Genomic DNA, 17,281 nt, shown 5'->3' with positions numbered 1-17,281 from the left:
ATACACCTATTAAACTGTTTTTCTGTACATTGTTTTATATGCTTGGTACGCTTGCCATGATCGGCGGAGTGTACTTTGGTATATCGCTTGTTGTTACAAGGTTTATACCTGATAAATTATGTAATATATCCGGTCAATGTAAAAGTGCAGTAATGGCATATGGCGCATCGAGTATAGCCTACAGTGTAAATAAAGAATTTGAAGAAGAAATAAATAAAATACCAATTGTCAATCAGTACTACAATATTCGACTAGTGGATGTTCAAAATTATTATTATAGGTTAGCTTATGCAAGATTATTATCTGAAAAGAAATATGTCGATTTTAAAGAGAGTGCTCCAGAACTATTTTCAGCACTGCGTGATAATTCTGACATAACTTCTGCGAAAATAATGATAGCAAAGCTTGAGAAGGTGTTGACAGATGCGTAAATATCCCAGAAATGTAGAAGAGAAAGATAATTACCTTTCTCTTTTGATATTTCCGAATTTGATGCTATACATAATTGCATTTGCAGGATTTGATTATTTTTATAATAATGTATTTTGTGAATTTAAGGCAGAACTTCATTTAACAAAGATATTATACTTTTTAATGATTGTGATATGTTCTTATAATGCTTCTAAACTCATTTTGACGCTGGTTGAGTTTCCGTACAGAACCTATAAGGGTGAGCATTATACATACAGGAATAAATTTTAATTTTTTCAAGGCAATTTATAAAAAACAATTTTTTCGCATTTTTATAATGTTTTTGCTCTTTTTTCTCTGTATGCTCATTCATATGAATTTAAAAGCATTTTGATTATGAAATTACGCCTGAACATCAAACAAATATTAAAGAAAATCAGAGCGTTGTATCCTCTTCTGATTTAAAAGATGATGATTCAATTCTATTAGCGGAAATTACGATTGAAGAAAATAAAAATATTATTCTTATAAACAGACCCGAAATACCGCAGAAAGAAACTGATAAAAACTTATTTTGGTATGTAACCCAAAATGGCAAATTATGCAAATGTTTTCAGGCGTATCGTAAAACGTGGACTAACTTTCTGACTTTTGCAGATGAAGGTAATTATACAGTTACTTTGGTGACGGATTATGATGATGCTACAGGAGAATATACTCCCATTAGTAACACGATTGAATACACGGTTGAATAATAAGTAGGAAAAACAATGACACAATTCACAAAATCATTTCTATGGAGATTCATATTAGACATTATCTTATTGGGGATATTTGTTAGGTTCTGTCAAATTATTATTTTGACAATTACGTCAAGATTCATATCAACCTATTCGACCCCGTTTCTTATTATTGAAGCGGTTGTCGTATCAGTAATCAGTATGCTGTTTATCTGCTTTATTACATACTGGAATATCGGCGTTATTTCAAACAAATGGAGAGCTGTGAAGCTTTGAGGGGTTTATAAGTTTCATTGATAAGTGGATAGAGAAAATGACCAGATTGGTGATTGCGTGAAAAATGCAGGATAGTTGTAAATATGTTGAATTATCGATACTACGAAAAAGACCGAGTAAGATGTTCCGGTGGAACATTTTGCTCGACCCGATTATTATTTGACTTTGATAGTTATTATGTTGTAATATCAGACCGGAGCCGCATATACTCCGTAGATCTCGGTATAATTAGAGGCAAATATGTGAAGCTGTCCCATGTCATAAATGCTTACACCGTAGTTGCTGAAAGCTTGTGCAATGTCATCGTATGAGTAGAAAGCAACTCCTGACGACACCTCACTTGCACTAATGCAAATATCCCAGCTATATGAGTACTTGTTTTCAAGGACCAGCATAGGAGCACAGTCACCGCTGTAAACCATAGCAATTTTATAGCTATCGCTTATATAATTTAACCCGTCTGAAATCGTGAGATCTGACCAGACAGGTATGTCGCTTCCTATTTTATTTTGTAATAGTCACCAACCACATAACACTGTTATGTTTCAATATCATATAATATGCTGAAAATATAGTAAATGTATTGACATATCGAGCGTTATATGCTAAGATAACAGTGTTATGTGAAGTGGAAAGCGGGGTGCAGTAATGGGTGACGAACTGAAACAAGGGAAAAGCTGTTGGAAAGTGCAATGGCCGAGTTCTCTGAAAATGGTTATATGAAGGCTTCTCTGAGAAAAATATGCGCTGACGCAGGCGTTACGACCGGTGCGCTGTATTTCTTCTTTAAAAATAAAAATGACTTGTTCAAGGCTATTGTCGATGAGCCGCTGAAAGAGCTTTGCAGGCTTCTTACGGAGCATTATATGCAGGACGCTCAGGATATGGATAGCGATGACCCTGCGGTGCTGTCTGCTGAGTATCACATTGATACTCACACCGACCTTGACAAACTTGTTGATTATATGTATCTCCACTATGACGTTTTTATGCTGCTGCTCACGGGTGCGCAAGGGTCTGAGTATGAAAATACTGTGGATATGATCGTAGATATGACAGAACAGGGCTTTAGGATATCAGCGGAAAAAGCTGCCGCAAGAATGCCTAACTGCCACGTTGATGAGTATATGCTTCATTGGATAACCCATATAAGTGTTGACGCCTACACTCATTTGCTAACTCACGAGAGAGATGTGGAAAAGGCAAAGCTCCATATGCGCAGAGTAATGGAGTTTCTAATAAAAATATGGTTTACAATGATAGTCGAAGATTAGAAAATTGCCGCCTTCGGGCGGTAACTTTTAGAAACCTACATAACAATGTTATGTGTGAATTTTGTATCTCAAATGTCGATGAAATGTGCAGTTATGCACATTTTTATATAAAGTAAAGTTAGCTAAATCTAACTTGTAAATGGAGGAAATGATATGTATTTGGAGATCAGAGATGTGAAGAAAAGTTACGGCAGTGACGCCAGCTATATTCAGGTGCTAAAGGGTATCACCACAAGTCTAGAAAAAGGTCAGATGTGCGTTATTCAGGGTACGAGCGGCTCTGGTAAATCCACGCTTCTTAACTGCATAGGCGGCCTTGACACTATGGACAGTGGCTCTGTTAAGGTCGACGGTAAGGAAATTTTCGGTCTTAAACCTGATAAGCTTGCCGACTACAGAAAGGAAAATCTGGGCTTTATCTTTCAGTTTTATAACCTCGTTCCAAATCTGACAGTTGTGGAAAATATTCAGGTTTGTGAATATCTTTCAGATTCGCCACTGGATATGGAAGAACTTCTCACAACGTTGGGGCTTTCCGAACACAGAAACAAGTTTCCGTCACAGCTTTCAGGCGGTCAGCAGCAGAGATGTGCTATAGCAAGGGCACTTATAAAAAATCCAAAGCTGCTTTTGTGCGACGAGCCTACAGGCGCTCTTGACTCCAAAACATCAAGGGATATTCTCATTCTGTTGGAAAAAATCAATGCAAAATACGGCACAACAATGCTTATCGTTACCCACAACAACGCTATAAAAAATATGGTGCATAAGGTAATAATCGTTAAGGACGGACTTATCAAAAAGGATTATCTTAACGAAACACGCATACCTGCCGCAAAGCTGGAGGACTTGTAATGAACAGGGTACTCAGAAAAAGGCTCGGACGTGAGCTTAAAACTAATTTTGCACGTTATCTTGCGCTTGTATTGCTTATCGTAATGGGAATGTACATAATAGTTTCCGTGGTTGCAAGCGCAGACACTATCATCGACGGAACAGCCGAACATGGTAAGCAAAACAAGGTCGAGGACGGACAGTTCGGCGTTTTTATTCCTCTTACAGACGAGCAGGAAAAGGAAATAACAGACAAAGGAATTACTCTTGAACAGCATTTCAGCATTGACGTTACCGCGAAGGACGGCTCAAAGCTCCGTGTTTTCCGCAAAAGAAATGACATTGACCTTATCGAGCTTGACAGCGGAAGACTTGCTGAGAAAAAGGGCGAAGCGGTAGTCGAAAAGCGCTACAGCGAGGAACATTCTCTGTCAGTGGGCGATAAGCTTGCAGCAGGCGGAGTTGAGTTTGAGATAGTTGGAATAGGAACTATACCTGACTATGACACACCTTTTGAAAATTTCTCTGACACGGCTGTGTCAAGCAAGGTCTTCGGACTTCTTTTCGTAAGCGACGATCAGTATGACTATTTCAAAAATGACAGCGATCAGAAAGCCGAAGACCTCTGCTATGCTTACAGACTTAACGGCAAGGCAACTGATGACGAGCTGAAGAAAATGATCGAGGATTTTGACTTTGATTATAAAAAAGTCACAGACAAGTATTATCTTGAAACTATCAAGGACGTCTTGAAGCAGCGTGACGATATTTCAAATGGTATCGATAAGCTCTATGACGGCTCTCAGACCCTTAAGGACGGTGTGAAAGACCTTTCTGAGGGAGCAGACGCTCTCTATGACGCAATGGGCGGACTTTACGAGGGTGCAAAGGCACTCCCAGAGGGTGCGAACGCTATCACGGCAGGAGTTAAAGCCGCATATGACGGCTCAAAAGATCTGTCAGAGGGTGCAAGATCTGCATACAGCGGTGCAGAAAGCCTTGCAAATGGTATTGACAGCTTCAAAAAGCAGGCTGACGAGCTTCTTGACGAGGTTTTCACCATTGACCTTGACAATCTGACAATGTTCGTGAAAAAGGGCGACAACGTTCGTATAGCCGGTGCGGCAGGTGACGTTGTCATGAACAAATATGCAGGACTTGGTGTGGGTGTTATACTTATGGCACTTCTTACTTATGTTATCTCTGTTTTCGTCATTCATCAGATTCAGCGTGAAAGCAGTGTTATAGGTGCGCTTTATGCACTCGGCGCAAAGAAAAAAGATCTTATCCGCCACTACGTAACATTGCCGACTATAGTTGCATTTGTTGGCGGAATAATCGGTGCGGTCATAGGCTTCTCACCTGTGGGAATCGATTATCAGCTTCTCGACAGCTACGCATATTCTTCGCTCCCTGATTTTACCCCTGTTTATCCTTTGTATCTTATCATTTACAGCATTGTAATGCCTCCTGTTGTTTCGGTGATAGTTAATACCCTTGTGATAAACAAGCGGCTTTCTCAGACTGCTCTTTCACTTATCAGAAACGAGCAGAAAACAGGTCACTACAGCAGAGTGAAGATAAAGAGCAGGAATTTTATCCGCAGATTTCAGATACGCCAAATGCTTCGTGAAATGCGCACAGGCATAACAGTGCTTCTCAGTATGCTGTTTTCACTGTTCATTCTTATGCTTGGCGTTGATTGCTACTATCTCTGTGAGAACGTGAGAAAAGACACTATAAATGACACAAAATACGAGTATATGTACACTCTGAAATATCCAGAGGAAAGCGTTCCAGAGGGTGGCGAGGCTTGCTTTGTAAAAACGCTTTCAAAGGAACAGCTTGGCTATAACCTTGATGTCACCGTTATGGGTATGGACAGCGATAACAAGTATTATGATGTGAAAACACACAAGGGCAAGAGCTTTATAACAGTGAGCCAGTCAGTTGTGGAGCGTTACGGAGTGGCAAAGGGCGATAAGTTTATCCTGACAGACGATGCTACCTCAATGGATTACGCATTCACAGTGGAGGATATCTGCGACGAGCGTGGCGGACTTATGGTGTTCATGGATATTGACAGTATGCGTGAGCTTTTCGGTGAGAGTGACACTTACTACAACTGTTTGCTTTCAGACAAGAAACTTGACATTGACGAGGGCAGACTTTACAGCACAACAACAAAATCGGATATCGAGCGTTCAGCGGCAGTTTTCACGGATCTTATGATGTCAATGATAGTAATGCTTATCGCAGTTGCTGTAATAATTTTCTGCTCTGTGATGTTCCTTATGCTGAATGTTACAATAGAAAGGGCTTCCTTTGGAATATCTCTTGTGAAGGTGTTCGGCTATAAGACCAAGGACGTGAAAAAGCTTTACCTAAACGGAAACGCAATTATCATAACTTTGGGCGCACTTATCGAGATACCGCTTTCAAAGATGTTTATGGACAAGGTTTTCCCAGTGTTCATTCCAAACGTAACAAGCGGAATAAACCTTGCATTCCCTTGGTATGCTTACGTTATAATTTTCGCAGGAGTAATGGCAACATACTTTATCATCACCTCAATTCTTGTAAGAAAGCTTGGCAAGATAACCCCTGCCGAGGTGCTTAAAAACAGAGAATGATTTCTTAATATACAAAAAAACGTACAGAGCGTAATGATATGACCTCCAAGTTGTTAGATTTTTGGTCTAACTTCTGGGGGTCAGATCATATAGCTTTGTACGTTTTCGATTATGCCTAATTTGTATTATTGTCTATTTTGGTTATGATAACTGCGGCAATGGTAAGGACAATATATCCTGCTGTGACCTCAAATGGAAATTTTATTATTGCAGTTTCGGGGATTATAAAAGGCAAGGTAGATATTGCACAGCATGGAGGGAAATAAAGCTTTGCTTTTCGGCAAAGGACGAATATCACAGCCGAGGATAAAACTGCACCAAATGTCAGGGTAAGCCCAAGCTTTTCGGAGATAAAAAATCTTGCCATAACGCCTGCGAACGCAGCCACCGCCATGAGAGCAATTGCTGTGTATTTCCTTTTCATAAGCTTTGAGTCTTTGCCGCTAAGCTCAAAAAATGCAACTATAAGCGGCGGAGCGATAAAGAATATCTCGTAAAAATGCGCAGGCAATATGCAGATAACAAGCACCGTGATGACTTGTTTTGCTCGTAGTTTTAGAAGCTCTGAGCTTGGTTCGATAGGTCTATATTCATACTTTTCATGAAGCCCAAAGTATTCAAGAACTTTTTGAAAAATAAGTATAAATGCTGTCATGACCGCAACGGAAATGACGTAAATAGGGCTTTTTGTACCCATAAGTATCGGAAGTATGCAGGCTGAAATGGCAGGAACGAAGCTAGTTTTTGACAGTGTTATAACGCTCACTGCTACAAGAAGTCCCAAGGCTATACGAAGTATAAGTATCGCAGGGATAAACCGCACTATGCACACGCCTGCGACGGCGGCAGAAACTATAGCCGCAAAAAGCCGTGTTCGAGAGGTGTTCCACGATTGCACAGGCGCAATTAGCGCACCCATTGCCACCGCCGTTATCTCAGGAAAAATTATTTCCTTTTCCCCGAAGATCTCCGCCGAGCCGACCATTATTGCCACCACAGCAAGGGATATCCCCATAGCTATATTTTGATTTTTATTCATTGCTTCACCTTGATGTTTTTTTCTTTATTATAACATAAAGGGGAGAGGTTTTCAATCGGCAGTATCAAAAATACTAGTCTGACCGTTATGTGCAGCCACGATATAAATTCATGCCGTTTTTTTGCGAGAGTATACCTTTTGCCGTTGTGAAGTGCATAACTTTTTTCTCCATGATTTGTTACTAATATCATAACACATATGTTCTGCAATGTCAAGGCTTGAAAATCGCCGTCAAAGGTGCTATAATGGATTAAAAGCCAAAAGGAGCGTTGAAAATGAGAAATATACCTACAGATATTTACATAGAAAATGGAGCGGTAAAAAATCACGGGGGCGAGATAGCCGCACTTGGTAAAAAGGCTATGATAGTCACAGGCAGACATTCTTCTGCGGTGAACGGCTCTCTTGATGATGTCAGGGCAGTGCTTGAAAGTCAGGGAATTGGATATGTGATATATAATGATATTGAGGAAAACCCGTCTGTGGAAACTGTTTACACAGCGGCAACGGCGGCGGTAAAATACAGCGTGGATATGTTCGTGGCAGTGGGCGGCGGTTCGCCAATGGACGCAAGCAAGGCGATATCAATGCTTGCTAAGAATGGGATAGTTTGCGAAAATGCCGAGTTTTCCAAAAGCGAGAGCGTTGTAAAAGCGGAGAAGTGTGAGCTTTCAGACAGCATTGCCAAGGTGGAGGAGCTTTTGTACACTCCTGCGAAACTACCTTTTTATCCTATAGTCTGTGTGCCTACCACCTGCGGAACAGGCTCTGAGGCTACACCTTATTCTATCCTGACTTCCCACATCAAGCAGACCAAGAAATCTATTGCCCACAAAATTTTTCCGTCACTTGCATTGGTGGACTACAGCTATCTTAAAACCTCCTCATACAGCGGTATGAAAAGCACCTGCGTTGACGCGCTTGCTCACATGATAGAGTCACGGCTCAACACCAACGCAAATGCGTTCAGTTGTGCATATGCAGAGGAGGGCATGAGGCTTTGGGCAAGCTGTAAGGGCTGTCTGAAACAGAGGAGAGATTTGCTCATATGACCGATGATGAGTTCTCAACTTTCATGCAGGCATCAGTGCTTGCAGGCATGGCGATAGCCTACACAGGCACAAGCATACCTCACGGTCTGAGCTATACTTTGACCTATGAAAATGGCGTACCCCACGGCAAGGCAGTAGGCGTTTTTCTGTCAGGCTTTTTGAAAAAATACGGTGACAGCACCGAGGTGGAGTATGTTGTAAAACAGCTTCTTGGCTTTGATGATCTTGACGCTTTCAGGGATTATATCAGGACGCTTTTTGGCAAGCTTGATATGTCAGAGGAGCTTTGGAAGAAGGACAGGGACGGAATACTTGCCAACCCTGCTAAGCTTAAAAATTATCCTTTTGAGCTTACGGCAGATGTGCTTGACGATTACGTTCGCTATTATAACGCATAAAAGAAGCTGTTAGGGCGGTGGCTCTGACAGCTTTTTCTTATTCGAGTATGTAATCTTTAACAAGGGGATAAATGGCTTTGTAGCCCTCCTCTTTAATGTGTACGCCTTCGTAGGTGTATTCTTTTTTTAGTCTGCTTTTTTCGTCTTTCAGGGGAGCGTTTACATCAATATACTTTGCATCCAGTTTGTGAGCAAGCTTTTTTACCTCTTCATTTGCAATGTCTATCTTTTCATTTGTTCGCACTCTAAGACAGCCTTTTGTTTCCTCGGTTGCCGCCTCGGGATTAACAGGGTAATACGCCATGAGATATATCTTCACATCTGGTACTCTCTTGATAGTTTCACGAAGAATGTACTCATAATTTTTCATGACCGTTGACATTTCTATCCGTGAGTCGCTCAAATCATTAGTGCCGATGTTGATAAAAAGCTTAGCAGGTTCAAGGTCAAGTATGCATACGTCCATTACCTTTATAAGCTCGTCAGTGATAAAACCGCCGATTCCACGATTATAAACAGTGACAGGCAGCTTATCCTCAGCCGCAAACTGCTCGATAGGGAACATCTCCATAAGAGATGAGCCTGCAAAAAGCACGCTGCCTTTCTTAATATCTTTGTTCATTTTTCTGTAGCGTTCAACTTTGTATTCCTTTGTCCAAACTATTTCTTCGCTCATAAAGCTCACCTTTCTGATTTACATCTTCGCAAGCCTGTCTATCTCTGCAAGTTCAGCTTCTGTGAAGTCAAGGCGGTCAAGACAGCCTATGTTTTCCGTTATCTGCTCAGGACGGCTTGCACCGATAAGCACAGTAGTAACAGCCTTGTTGTGAAGCACCCATGAAAGTGCCATTTGCGAAAGGGTTTGTCCCCTCAAAGCGGCGATATCATTAAGCTTGTTGAGCTTTTCTATCATTTTGTCGTTAAGCTCATTGCCTATCCATGTTTCGCCTCTGCCTACCCTTGAATCTGCCGGTATGCCTTTTAGATATTTGCTTGTGAGAAAGCCCTGATACAACGGTGAGAACACTGCAATGCCAAAGCCCTCAGAAAGTGCAAGGCTGTCAAGCTTATCGTCCTCTATCCAGCGGTTGAGTATGGAATATGAGGGCTGATTGATAATAAAAGGAGTTCTGAGTTCACGGAAAATTTTCAGCATTTCGGCTGTGTCGGCTCTGTTGTAATTTGATATGCCAACATAAAGCGCCTTGCCCTGTCTTACTGCATTGTCAAGTGCAAGGGCAGTCTCTTCAAGAGGCGTTTCGGGATCTCTTACATGGTGATAGAAAATGTCAACATATTCAAGTCCCATTCTTTTGAGAGATTGGTCAAGGCTTGCCGTGAGGTATTTTCTCGAGCCGTTTCTGTCACCGTATGGACCTGCCCACATTTCATAGCCTGCCTTGGTGGAAATGCACATCTCGTCACGGAATTCTCTCATGCCACGGTCGAGTATCCTGCCGAAGTTTTCCTCTGCCGAGCCGTTGTAGGGATTGCCATAGTTGTTTGCAAGGTCAAAATGTGTGATACCGCTGTTGAACGCAGTGTGTACCATTTTTTCCATGTTCTCAAAATTGTTTTTCAGGCTGAAATTCTGCCAAAAGCCCAAAGACAACGCAGAAAGCTTAAGCCCGCTTTTTCCACAGCGGTTGTATATCATTTTGTCATATCTTTTATCGTCAGGTATAAACATTTCAAAAAACCTCCTATATAATCGTATTAATGCATAAATTATCCCACTTACTTTTATGATTATAGCATATTGTATTATCTATGTCAATGTGCTATAATTGAATAAGTTATATGATAAAAAATATGTGTGTAATGCACAATAAATGGAAAGATAATAATATGAGAAATGATATGAACAGAAGAATTATCGCTGCTGTATGTGCTGTGGTCATGACGGGAGCAATGCTCACAAGCTGTGCTAAAGAAACAGGGGAAAGCTCAAAAGCAGGGAGTAGTCCTGCCGACTCTCAGGCTGTGACAACAACAACTGAGCCTGTTGTAACTCTTCCTGCCACCACAAAACAGGTGATAAACTCTGAACCTGCTACTTATGAAAGCCTGAGTGCTGACAAGGCTGAAAAAGAAAGTTTTAAGAAAAAGATACGATCAGAAAGTAAGATACCTGTTATAAGCGTCACGACTGCCCCTGACGATATGATAGCTTCAAGGGAGAAGTATACTTCCTGCGTGGTGGACGTTTTCAATTGTGATGAAAAATTGGAGATAAACGAAGCCTCAGCAGGCATAAAGGTAAGAGGAAATTCAAGCGCATATTACGGCGATGTTAGTCAGATCCTTGCAAACAAAGTGCCTTATAGGATAAAATTTGATAAAAAGACAAATATGCTTGGGCTTAATAACGGCGCAGAGTGCAAAAGCTGGGTGCTGTTGAAATCAGATTGGGATCTAATAAGAAACGATATCGCATTCCGTTTTGGCAGAACTATCATGGGTGACAGCAATTTCTGCTCAGACGGTCAGCTTGTTCACCTCTATGTGAACGAGGAGTTTCAAGGCGTTTATGAGCTTTGCGAACAATGTCAGATAAATCCAAACAGAGTGGATATCTCCGAGCCTGCGGAAGGCTACACAGACACTGATATAGGCTATTATCTTGAGCTTGACAACTATGCAACAAGCGATGAGGATAACCATTATATAAGCATGGACTATGAAAATGCCACTGTCACCGACATAAACGGCGAAACAAGGCAGTTCGTTCCTGCGGAATATTCTATCAAGAATGACCTATATTCGCAAAATCAGATAGACTTTATTGACAAGTATCTCAACAATCTGTTCAAGATAGTTTATGAAGCCTGCGAGAACGGCAAGTATTATAAATTTGATGAAAATTATGACCTTGTTGACTCCGATGTTACTACCGCTGAGGAAGCCGTTTCTAATGTTATGGATATAAACTCAGTGAGAGATATGTATATTCTTTATGAGATCGTACATGACTATGACTGTGGTGAGGGAAGCTTCTATATGTGCGTCGATTTTTCAAAGGACAGTAAATGTCCTAAGCTGAAATTTACCTCACCTTGGGATTTTAACTGGGCATATAATGACAGCACTGAGAAATATTATGCTGGTGCTTTCACAGACAAGAATTTTGTGGCTAAAAAAGGCGACCGTTCAAACCCATGGTTTATCATTCTTTGTAAGCAGGATTGGTTTATGGCTACTGTCAAGGAAAAGTGGACGGAGATGAGCCGGGAGAAGCTTTTACAGGGCTGTATAAAAACAGAGCGTGAATATCTTAAAGAGTATGACGCCGACCTTAGAAAAGGCGAAGAGTGGGGTCCTGACTCTGCGGAGGATCTTTTCAACTGGATAGAAAACCGCATTTATTGGCTCAACAGTCAGTGGAAAATAAAGTCTGACGCAAGTAACAGCTCATCTTAAATGATAAATTTTATTCAATTAAGGCAATACCGCACAAAGATTGTGCGTCAGATGCGTAGTCAGCTTTTTTGTCAGATTGCACAAAAATTCCGCAGGCATACTGCTGTATATCAAGGGATTTTTGTGCGATATGACGGAAAATCTGCAAGCAGATGGCGTGCAAAGCCGTCAGGCGGGCTTTGTGCGGTGTTGCCTTAATAAATCAGACTTGAAAAATGCTGTAAAATCGGTATAATAAGATAGTATCCCCATATTGAAAGGAGGAAATGTCTGCAACGCAGGCATAATAAAATATGACGGAAAAATTATTTAAGCTGAAAGAAAATCACACCGATGTTAAAACTGAGATAATGGCGGGCGTGACGACTTTCATGACCATGGCATATATCCTTGCCATAAACCCGAGCATTCTCGGCAGTACAGGCATGGATCCTACAGCCGTACTTCTTGCCACCTGTATCGCCTCTGTTATTGGAACAGTGTGCATGGGACTTATGGCAAATCTGCCTTTTGTGCTTTCAGCCGGCATGGGGCTTAACGCTTACATGGCTTACACTGTTGTGGCAGGCTATGGCTATCCATGGCAGGTGGCACTGCTGGCGGTTTTCGTCGAGGGTATCGTCTTTATCGTGCTTTCTCTTACAAACGTCAGAGAAGCCATTTTCAATGCAATACCTGTGGTGCTGAAAAAAGCGGTGTCCGTTGGCATCGGTCTTTACATTGCCTTTATCGGACTTCAGAATGCCGGACTTTGCGTTGACAGTTCAGCCACTCTTGTTACCATAACAGGCTTCCGCAAGAATTTCACAACTTCGGGCATATGTGCGCTTCTCACTATCGTAGGACTTTTCATCACTATTATCCTATATATCAAAAAAGTCCGTGGCTCTATTCTTATGGGTATAGTGGCAACATGGGTAATAGGCATGATATGTCAGCTTGTAGGGCTGTATGTTCCTGACGCTGAAAGCGGCTATAATTCACTTTTCCCTACAATGTCGCTTACGGATTTTTCAAAGCTTGGCGAAACATTTGGTCAGTGCTTTAAGGTGGATATGCACAGCATTGGTATCTTCAATTTTATAGTCGTGGTATTCTCCTTCCTGTTCGTTGACCTTTTCGACACTTTAGGCACTCTTATCGGCGTATGTTCAAAGGCAGATATGCTTGATGAAAAGGGCAGACTTCCGCAGATAAAGCCTGCGCTTCTTGCTGACGCCGTTGCCACAACAGCAGGCGCAGTTCTTGGTACTTCCACCACAACAACATTCGTTGAGTCCTCAGCAGGCGTTGCCGCAGGAGGCAGAACAGGTCTTACCTCTATCACAGCAGCAGTGCTTTTTGCACTGTCAATGTTCTTTGCACCTATCTTCACGGCTATCCCGTCCTTTGCAACAGCCCCTGCACTTATAGTAGTAGGCTTTTTGATGTTCAGCTCTATCACTGACATCAAGTTTGATGACGGCAATTATACAAAGGCTACCCCTGCGTATCTTTGTATTCTCTCAATGCCTCTTTTCTACAGCATTTCAGAGGGCATCTCTCTTGGAATAATCTCATACGTTGTTATAAATCTTGTTTGCGGAAAGCGCAAGGATATCACACCGCTTATGTATGTGCTTGCAGTGCTTTTCGTGCTGAAATATGTGTTCTTATAAGGAAAGCTTTCAAAGAACAGTTTTGATACTAGCCATGCTTTCCTGTTCATTCTGCTACAGAATGAGAATTGGCATAAAATAACGGCAGCCGTTACTGACTGCCGTTATTTTTATATGCTTTTTATTATCTCTCTGAGTTTTTCCGTAAGCACTGCCGCTGCCTTTTTGTGGGTCTTTTCAGTAGGGTGCCAGTTTGCCGCAAAGCCGTCATTTGCGCCGTCCTGCTCATGGAACATCATTGAGCTTATCTTGCTGTCAGCGTGGCTTTTAAGATATATCTTTATGCCCTCTTCAACAGCAGGGAATATCCTCTCGCCCATTATTCCGACAGTGCAGAGAATGTAAGCCTGCGGATTTTTCTCACGAACGACCGCAAGAAAATCAGCATAAAGCTTTGAGAAAACAGCCTGCCTGTCCTTGTGGTCACGGCAGTAGCTGTCGTCGTTTGTGCCAAGGTTTATAACGATTATCTGCGGAATATATTTGCTGAAATCCCATGGTATATCCTGCGGAGCAGTTCCTGCAAAATTGCCCCTTGAAAAGCCGTAGCTGCAATAGAACTGTGGAATTGTCTGTTCGCTTATAGGCTCGTCACCCTCAGTATAGCCTGAGATTATTCCGTAACCGCTGGCTGAAAACATACTGTATTCAGCGTCAAGTGCCTTGGCGGTCTTGTAGGCGTAGGCTTTTGTAACGTCCTCTGTGGCGGTGGTGAACTGGTGGTTTTCGTCCTCATCATCAACACCATAGCCGCAGGTTATAGAGTCGCCGATAAATTCTATTTTAAGTTGCTTTTCAGGAAGTGACTCAGCACTGCCCTCAGCGAAAGCCTCAATGCCAACTGCTGACATTGGAGATTCTGAAAGCTTTATTATCTCCACCACCGACTTGGCACTTTCCGTGCGGTCTATTACCGTGACCTCTTTTTCTGCACAGTTTATCATCTCGTCAACTACTCTCTTGCTGTCAACATAAACGGCTATCCTTGCATAATCGATAGGGTTTTCGCCAACTGCGATATTGTCGCCTTTGAGCTTCAAAACAAGCTTTGTGCCGTCAAATGTAAATGACGCACCGCTTCCTGAAAGACCGAGCCACATTACCTCGTCTTTGAAATATACTCTGCCTGTGAGCTTTGCATTTTTGTCAAGCTGTAATCTATCCATACTTTTTCCTCTTTTTCATCTATGATCTTCTTTAGCTGACGCAAAAAGGCTGCGTGTCAGCTCCGTAACAATAAGAGTATAACACACAGCCATATTATTGTCAACTTATGCAAGGGAATTTACATCACCCTCACGCTTTTGCTTAACAAGCAGAGCAGCCACAGCGAAAAACGCTATCGCAAACAGTACCTCGATACCAATGCAGATGAGATATTCCTTTGTGCTGAATACTCCACCGCTCATGCCGAAAAGCATATTGTTGGCTTTGGTGTACCAGTATGCAGGGAACAATCTTCCCACTGCAAGAACGCCTCCTGTGAGCAATTCCTGCGGCACGAAAACTCCGCAAAGAAAGCTCATGCCAAGACCGATTATGTTCGATATAGCAGTTATGCCGTTGTCGCTAAGGTCAAACTGCGCTATTATCATTGCTATGCCTGCGGCGGCAATGATATATACAAAGCTGTTAAGGCAGGCAAGCCAGAATTTTACGCTGAGCGTTTTGCCCCAAATTATTGCGACTATCATAAACAAAAGCCATATGCTAAACACCAAGATACTTGCCCCAAGAGCCGTCTGTCTGCTGTAGTTTGCTGACGTCAGGCTTGAACACATTGTGCGTTCACGAACGCCTTTTCTGTTTAGCGTCAGTATTACAGGGCAAAGGGTAACAATGAGCATGGAAAGCATAACGTATGCAAGATACTGAAAATAGTAGCCGAATATTGCCGGCATACCTGTTCCGCCCTTGTTGTTAAAGTTTTTAAGCTCCGCATTTACTTGCTGAGAAACTGCCGTTTGGGCAAGCTCCATAGCGTTTTCTGTGCTTTCACCTGCCGTCATGTATGCCTTTACGCTTGAAAGATAGCCGTCAAGCCTGCTTTCAAAAAGCTGTCCGCCGTAGCTGGAGGGCATTTTGAAATTCTCAAAAAGTCCGTCAAAATCCCTTGCGTTTATCTTGTCGCCAAAGCCCTTGTTTATATACAGAACATAGTTGGCACGCTGATAATAAACGGCGTCGATGACCTCGTCTTCATCATCTGCAAGCTCCACCTTTTTGTTGCCGCTGAATATAAAGTCCTGCAAACGCTTGCTTTCGGCACTGTTGTCACGGTCAATGACGGATATGGACATTTTGTAGTCCTCATAGCCATTGTTATCTTTTGCAGTATCCGCCATTATTACTGCTATGACCATAAATATGACGAGATATAATATAGCAGACGTAAGCCTTGTTTTGAGTATTTTCATAAAGGTCTTAAAGACTTGCATATTTACGCCTCCTTGTAAGAACATATCCACCAAGGGTGAACAGCACTGTGTATATCGCCATTGAAATTATCTTCACCGTGAACCGCCTGTAGTCCTCGTAGAGATTAAGACAGTAAAAGCTGTCTGAGATAATGGCGGCAGGGTTTATTTCATTGAATATCGGGCAATGCTCTGCAACAGTGCCTTTCATGGTGTTTGACATAAGACCGCTGAAGAAACAGCAGGTCATTGATACCGCCAGGACTACAGACACTTTTAAACCCTCTTTTATGCGGAAAGAGCCAACGAAAAATCCCATGGATATTCCCATTATTCCGCCTAGCACTGCGGCAAGGTAAACAAGTGGGAGCTTACTGCCGAAATCCACTTTAAGCACAAATCTCAGGAACGTCACCGATATCACCATGCATATCATTTCCACCACATGAAAAGCAAGGAGCGTTGCCGTTATGCTTGTAAGCTTGTTCACCGGAGAACAGCACCGCCTTGCGCCAAGTGCAGACAGGTCGCCCTGATTTTCCTGTGCCACGAACAGACCTGACATCGAGCCGAAAAGTGCCGTCATGGCAAGGAGATTATAGAAAAACTGTATCGTTATGTCAGGATTGCCGTGGAGAGGTATATCCTCATTTGGGCTTATCTTCTCGGAAAGGGAAGCTATGACCTTATCAAGCTTTTGCGGAGCGTTCTTTGCAGTGTCAGTTATTATCTTTTCCTGTGTTTTGTATTGCTGAATGAAAGTCTTTACAATGGTCTGCTGGATACCTGTTGAGCCAAACTCAAGGGAGAGGTCGGAAGCATTTATAATGCCTTTTATATCTTCGCTTTTAAGCATTTCTTCTGCCTTGTCAATGTCTGTATACGTCACCTTGAAAAGAGCCTCATCACTATCTGATATCTGTTCAAGCACCTGCTTAAGGATATCGTTTTCTTCTATATTTGTCACCGCAACAGGTATAGCATTGAATACAACATCTTTTTCGTATATTCCTGAAAACGCCATCTTAAAAAAGCAACCCAGTATTATAGGAAAGGCTATGAGCCAGAAGAGTATGGCTTTTTGACGCAGACAGCTTTTAAATTCGTATTTGAATATGTGTGAGAACAT

At 42.0% G+C, this 17,281-nt stretch carries 14 protein-coding genes; 8 read left to right on the top strand and 6 right to left on the bottom strand.

The window, feature by feature from the left end; translation table 11 throughout:
- The 4 genes from DW793_RS09390 to DW793_RS09365 all read left to right on the top strand — a co-directional run.
- Positions 1-431: hypothetical protein (locus tag DW793_RS09390; RefSeq protein ID WP_252969820.1), on the top strand; the 431-nt coding region annotated here is incomplete at its 5' end.
- Between the two features lie 1,676 nt (positions 432-2,107).
- The gene (locus DW793_RS09375) at positions 2,108-2,701 is read left to right on the top strand and encodes a TetR family transcriptional regulator (RefSeq protein WP_252969818.1); all 594 of its coding nucleotides are present in this window, start codon (positions 2,108-2,110) and stop codon (positions 2,699-2,701) included.
- Positions 2,702-2,854: 153 nt separating this feature from the next.
- On the top strand, positions 2,855-3,556 hold the full coding sequence (locus DW793_RS09370) for an ABC transporter ATP-binding protein (protein ID WP_046441216.1): 702 nt from the start codon (positions 2,855-2,857) through the stop codon (positions 3,554-3,556).
- Complete coding sequence (locus DW793_RS09365; RefSeq protein WP_118157782.1) at positions 3,556-6,168, top strand: ABC transporter permease; 2,613 nt, start codon at positions 3,556-3,558, stop codon at positions 6,166-6,168. Before DW793_RS09370 ends, DW793_RS09365 begins: the two co-directional genes overlap by 1 nt.
- A gap of 115 nt (positions 6,169-6,283) precedes the next feature.
- On the opposite strand, the gene DW793_RS09360 is transcribed toward DW793_RS09365, so the two are convergent.
- A complete protein-coding gene (locus DW793_RS09360; protein WP_118157780.1) occupies positions 6,284-7,207 on the bottom strand; it encodes a hypothetical protein in 924 nt (307 codons plus the stop codon).
- A gap of 275 nt (positions 7,208-7,482) precedes the next feature.
- Between DW793_RS09360 and DW793_RS09355 the strand changes: the two genes are divergently transcribed.
- Positions 7,483-8,259 carry an iron-containing alcohol dehydrogenase gene (locus tag DW793_RS09355; RefSeq protein ID WP_118157778.1) on the top strand — a complete coding sequence of 259 codons (777 nt, stop codon included), beginning with the start codon at positions 7,483-7,485 and terminating at the stop codon, positions 8,257-8,259.
- On the top strand, positions 8,256-8,657 hold the full coding sequence (locus tag DW793_RS09350; protein ID WP_118157776.1) for an iron-containing alcohol dehydrogenase: 402 nt from the start codon (positions 8,256-8,258) through the stop codon (positions 8,655-8,657). The genes DW793_RS09355 and DW793_RS09350 overlap by 4 nt, the downstream gene beginning before the upstream one ends.
- Positions 8,658-8,694: 37 nt before the next feature.
- On the opposite strand, the gene DW793_RS09345 is transcribed toward DW793_RS09350, so the two are convergent.
- Together DW793_RS09345 and DW793_RS09340 are read right to left on the bottom strand one after the other, a co-directional pair.
- The gene (locus tag DW793_RS09345; protein ID WP_118157774.1) at positions 8,695-9,333 is read right to left on the bottom strand and encodes a GDSL-type esterase/lipase family protein; all 639 of its coding nucleotides are present in this window, start codon (positions 9,331-9,333) and stop codon (positions 8,695-8,697) included.
- A gap of 18 nt (positions 9,334-9,351) precedes the next feature.
- The gene (locus DW793_RS09340) at positions 9,352-10,347 is read right to left on the bottom strand and encodes an aldo/keto reductase (RefSeq protein WP_118157772.1); all 996 of its coding nucleotides are present in this window, start codon (positions 10,345-10,347) and stop codon (positions 9,352-9,354) included.
- A gap of 158 nt (positions 10,348-10,505) precedes the next feature.
- On the opposite strand from DW793_RS09340, the gene DW793_RS09335 reads away from it, so the two are divergent.
- The gene (locus DW793_RS09335; protein ID WP_252969817.1) at positions 10,506-12,077 is read left to right on the top strand and encodes a CotH kinase family protein; all 1,572 of its coding nucleotides are present in this window, start codon (positions 10,506-10,508) and stop codon (positions 12,075-12,077) included.
- Positions 12,078-12,370: 293 nt separating this feature from the next.
- The gene (locus DW793_RS09330; RefSeq protein WP_118157766.1) at positions 12,371-13,735 is read left to right on the top strand and encodes an NCS2 family permease; all 1,365 of its coding nucleotides are present in this window, start codon (positions 12,371-12,373) and stop codon (positions 13,733-13,735) included.
- 110 nt (positions 13,736-13,845) lie between these two features.
- Here the strand turns inward: DW793_RS09330 and DW793_RS09325 are convergent, their stop codons facing one another.
- From DW793_RS09325 to DW793_RS09315, 3 genes are all read right to left on the bottom strand, one after another.
- Positions 13,846-14,901, bottom strand: coding sequence for an SGNH/GDSL hydrolase family protein (locus DW793_RS09325; protein WP_118157765.1), 1,056 nt, complete (start codon positions 14,899-14,901; stop codon positions 13,846-13,848).
- A 105-nt stretch (positions 14,902-15,006) separates the two neighbouring features.
- The gene (locus tag DW793_RS09320; RefSeq protein WP_181984093.1) at positions 15,007-16,173 is read right to left on the bottom strand and encodes an ABC transporter permease; all 1,167 of its coding nucleotides are present in this window, start codon (positions 16,171-16,173) and stop codon (positions 15,007-15,009) included.
- Complete coding sequence (locus DW793_RS09315) at positions 16,160-17,281, bottom strand: ABC transporter permease (RefSeq protein ID WP_118157764.1); 1,122 nt, start codon at positions 17,279-17,281, stop codon at positions 16,160-16,162. The genes DW793_RS09320 and DW793_RS09315 overlap by 14 nt, the downstream gene beginning before the upstream one ends.

The sequence above is a fragment of the Ruminococcus sp. AM31-15AC genome (assembly GCF_003462045.1).
Lineage (GTDB): Bacteria > Bacillota > Clostridia > Oscillospirales > Ruminococcaceae > Hominimerdicola > Hominimerdicola aceti.
This window is presented reverse-complemented; position numbering and strand designations above follow the sequence as displayed.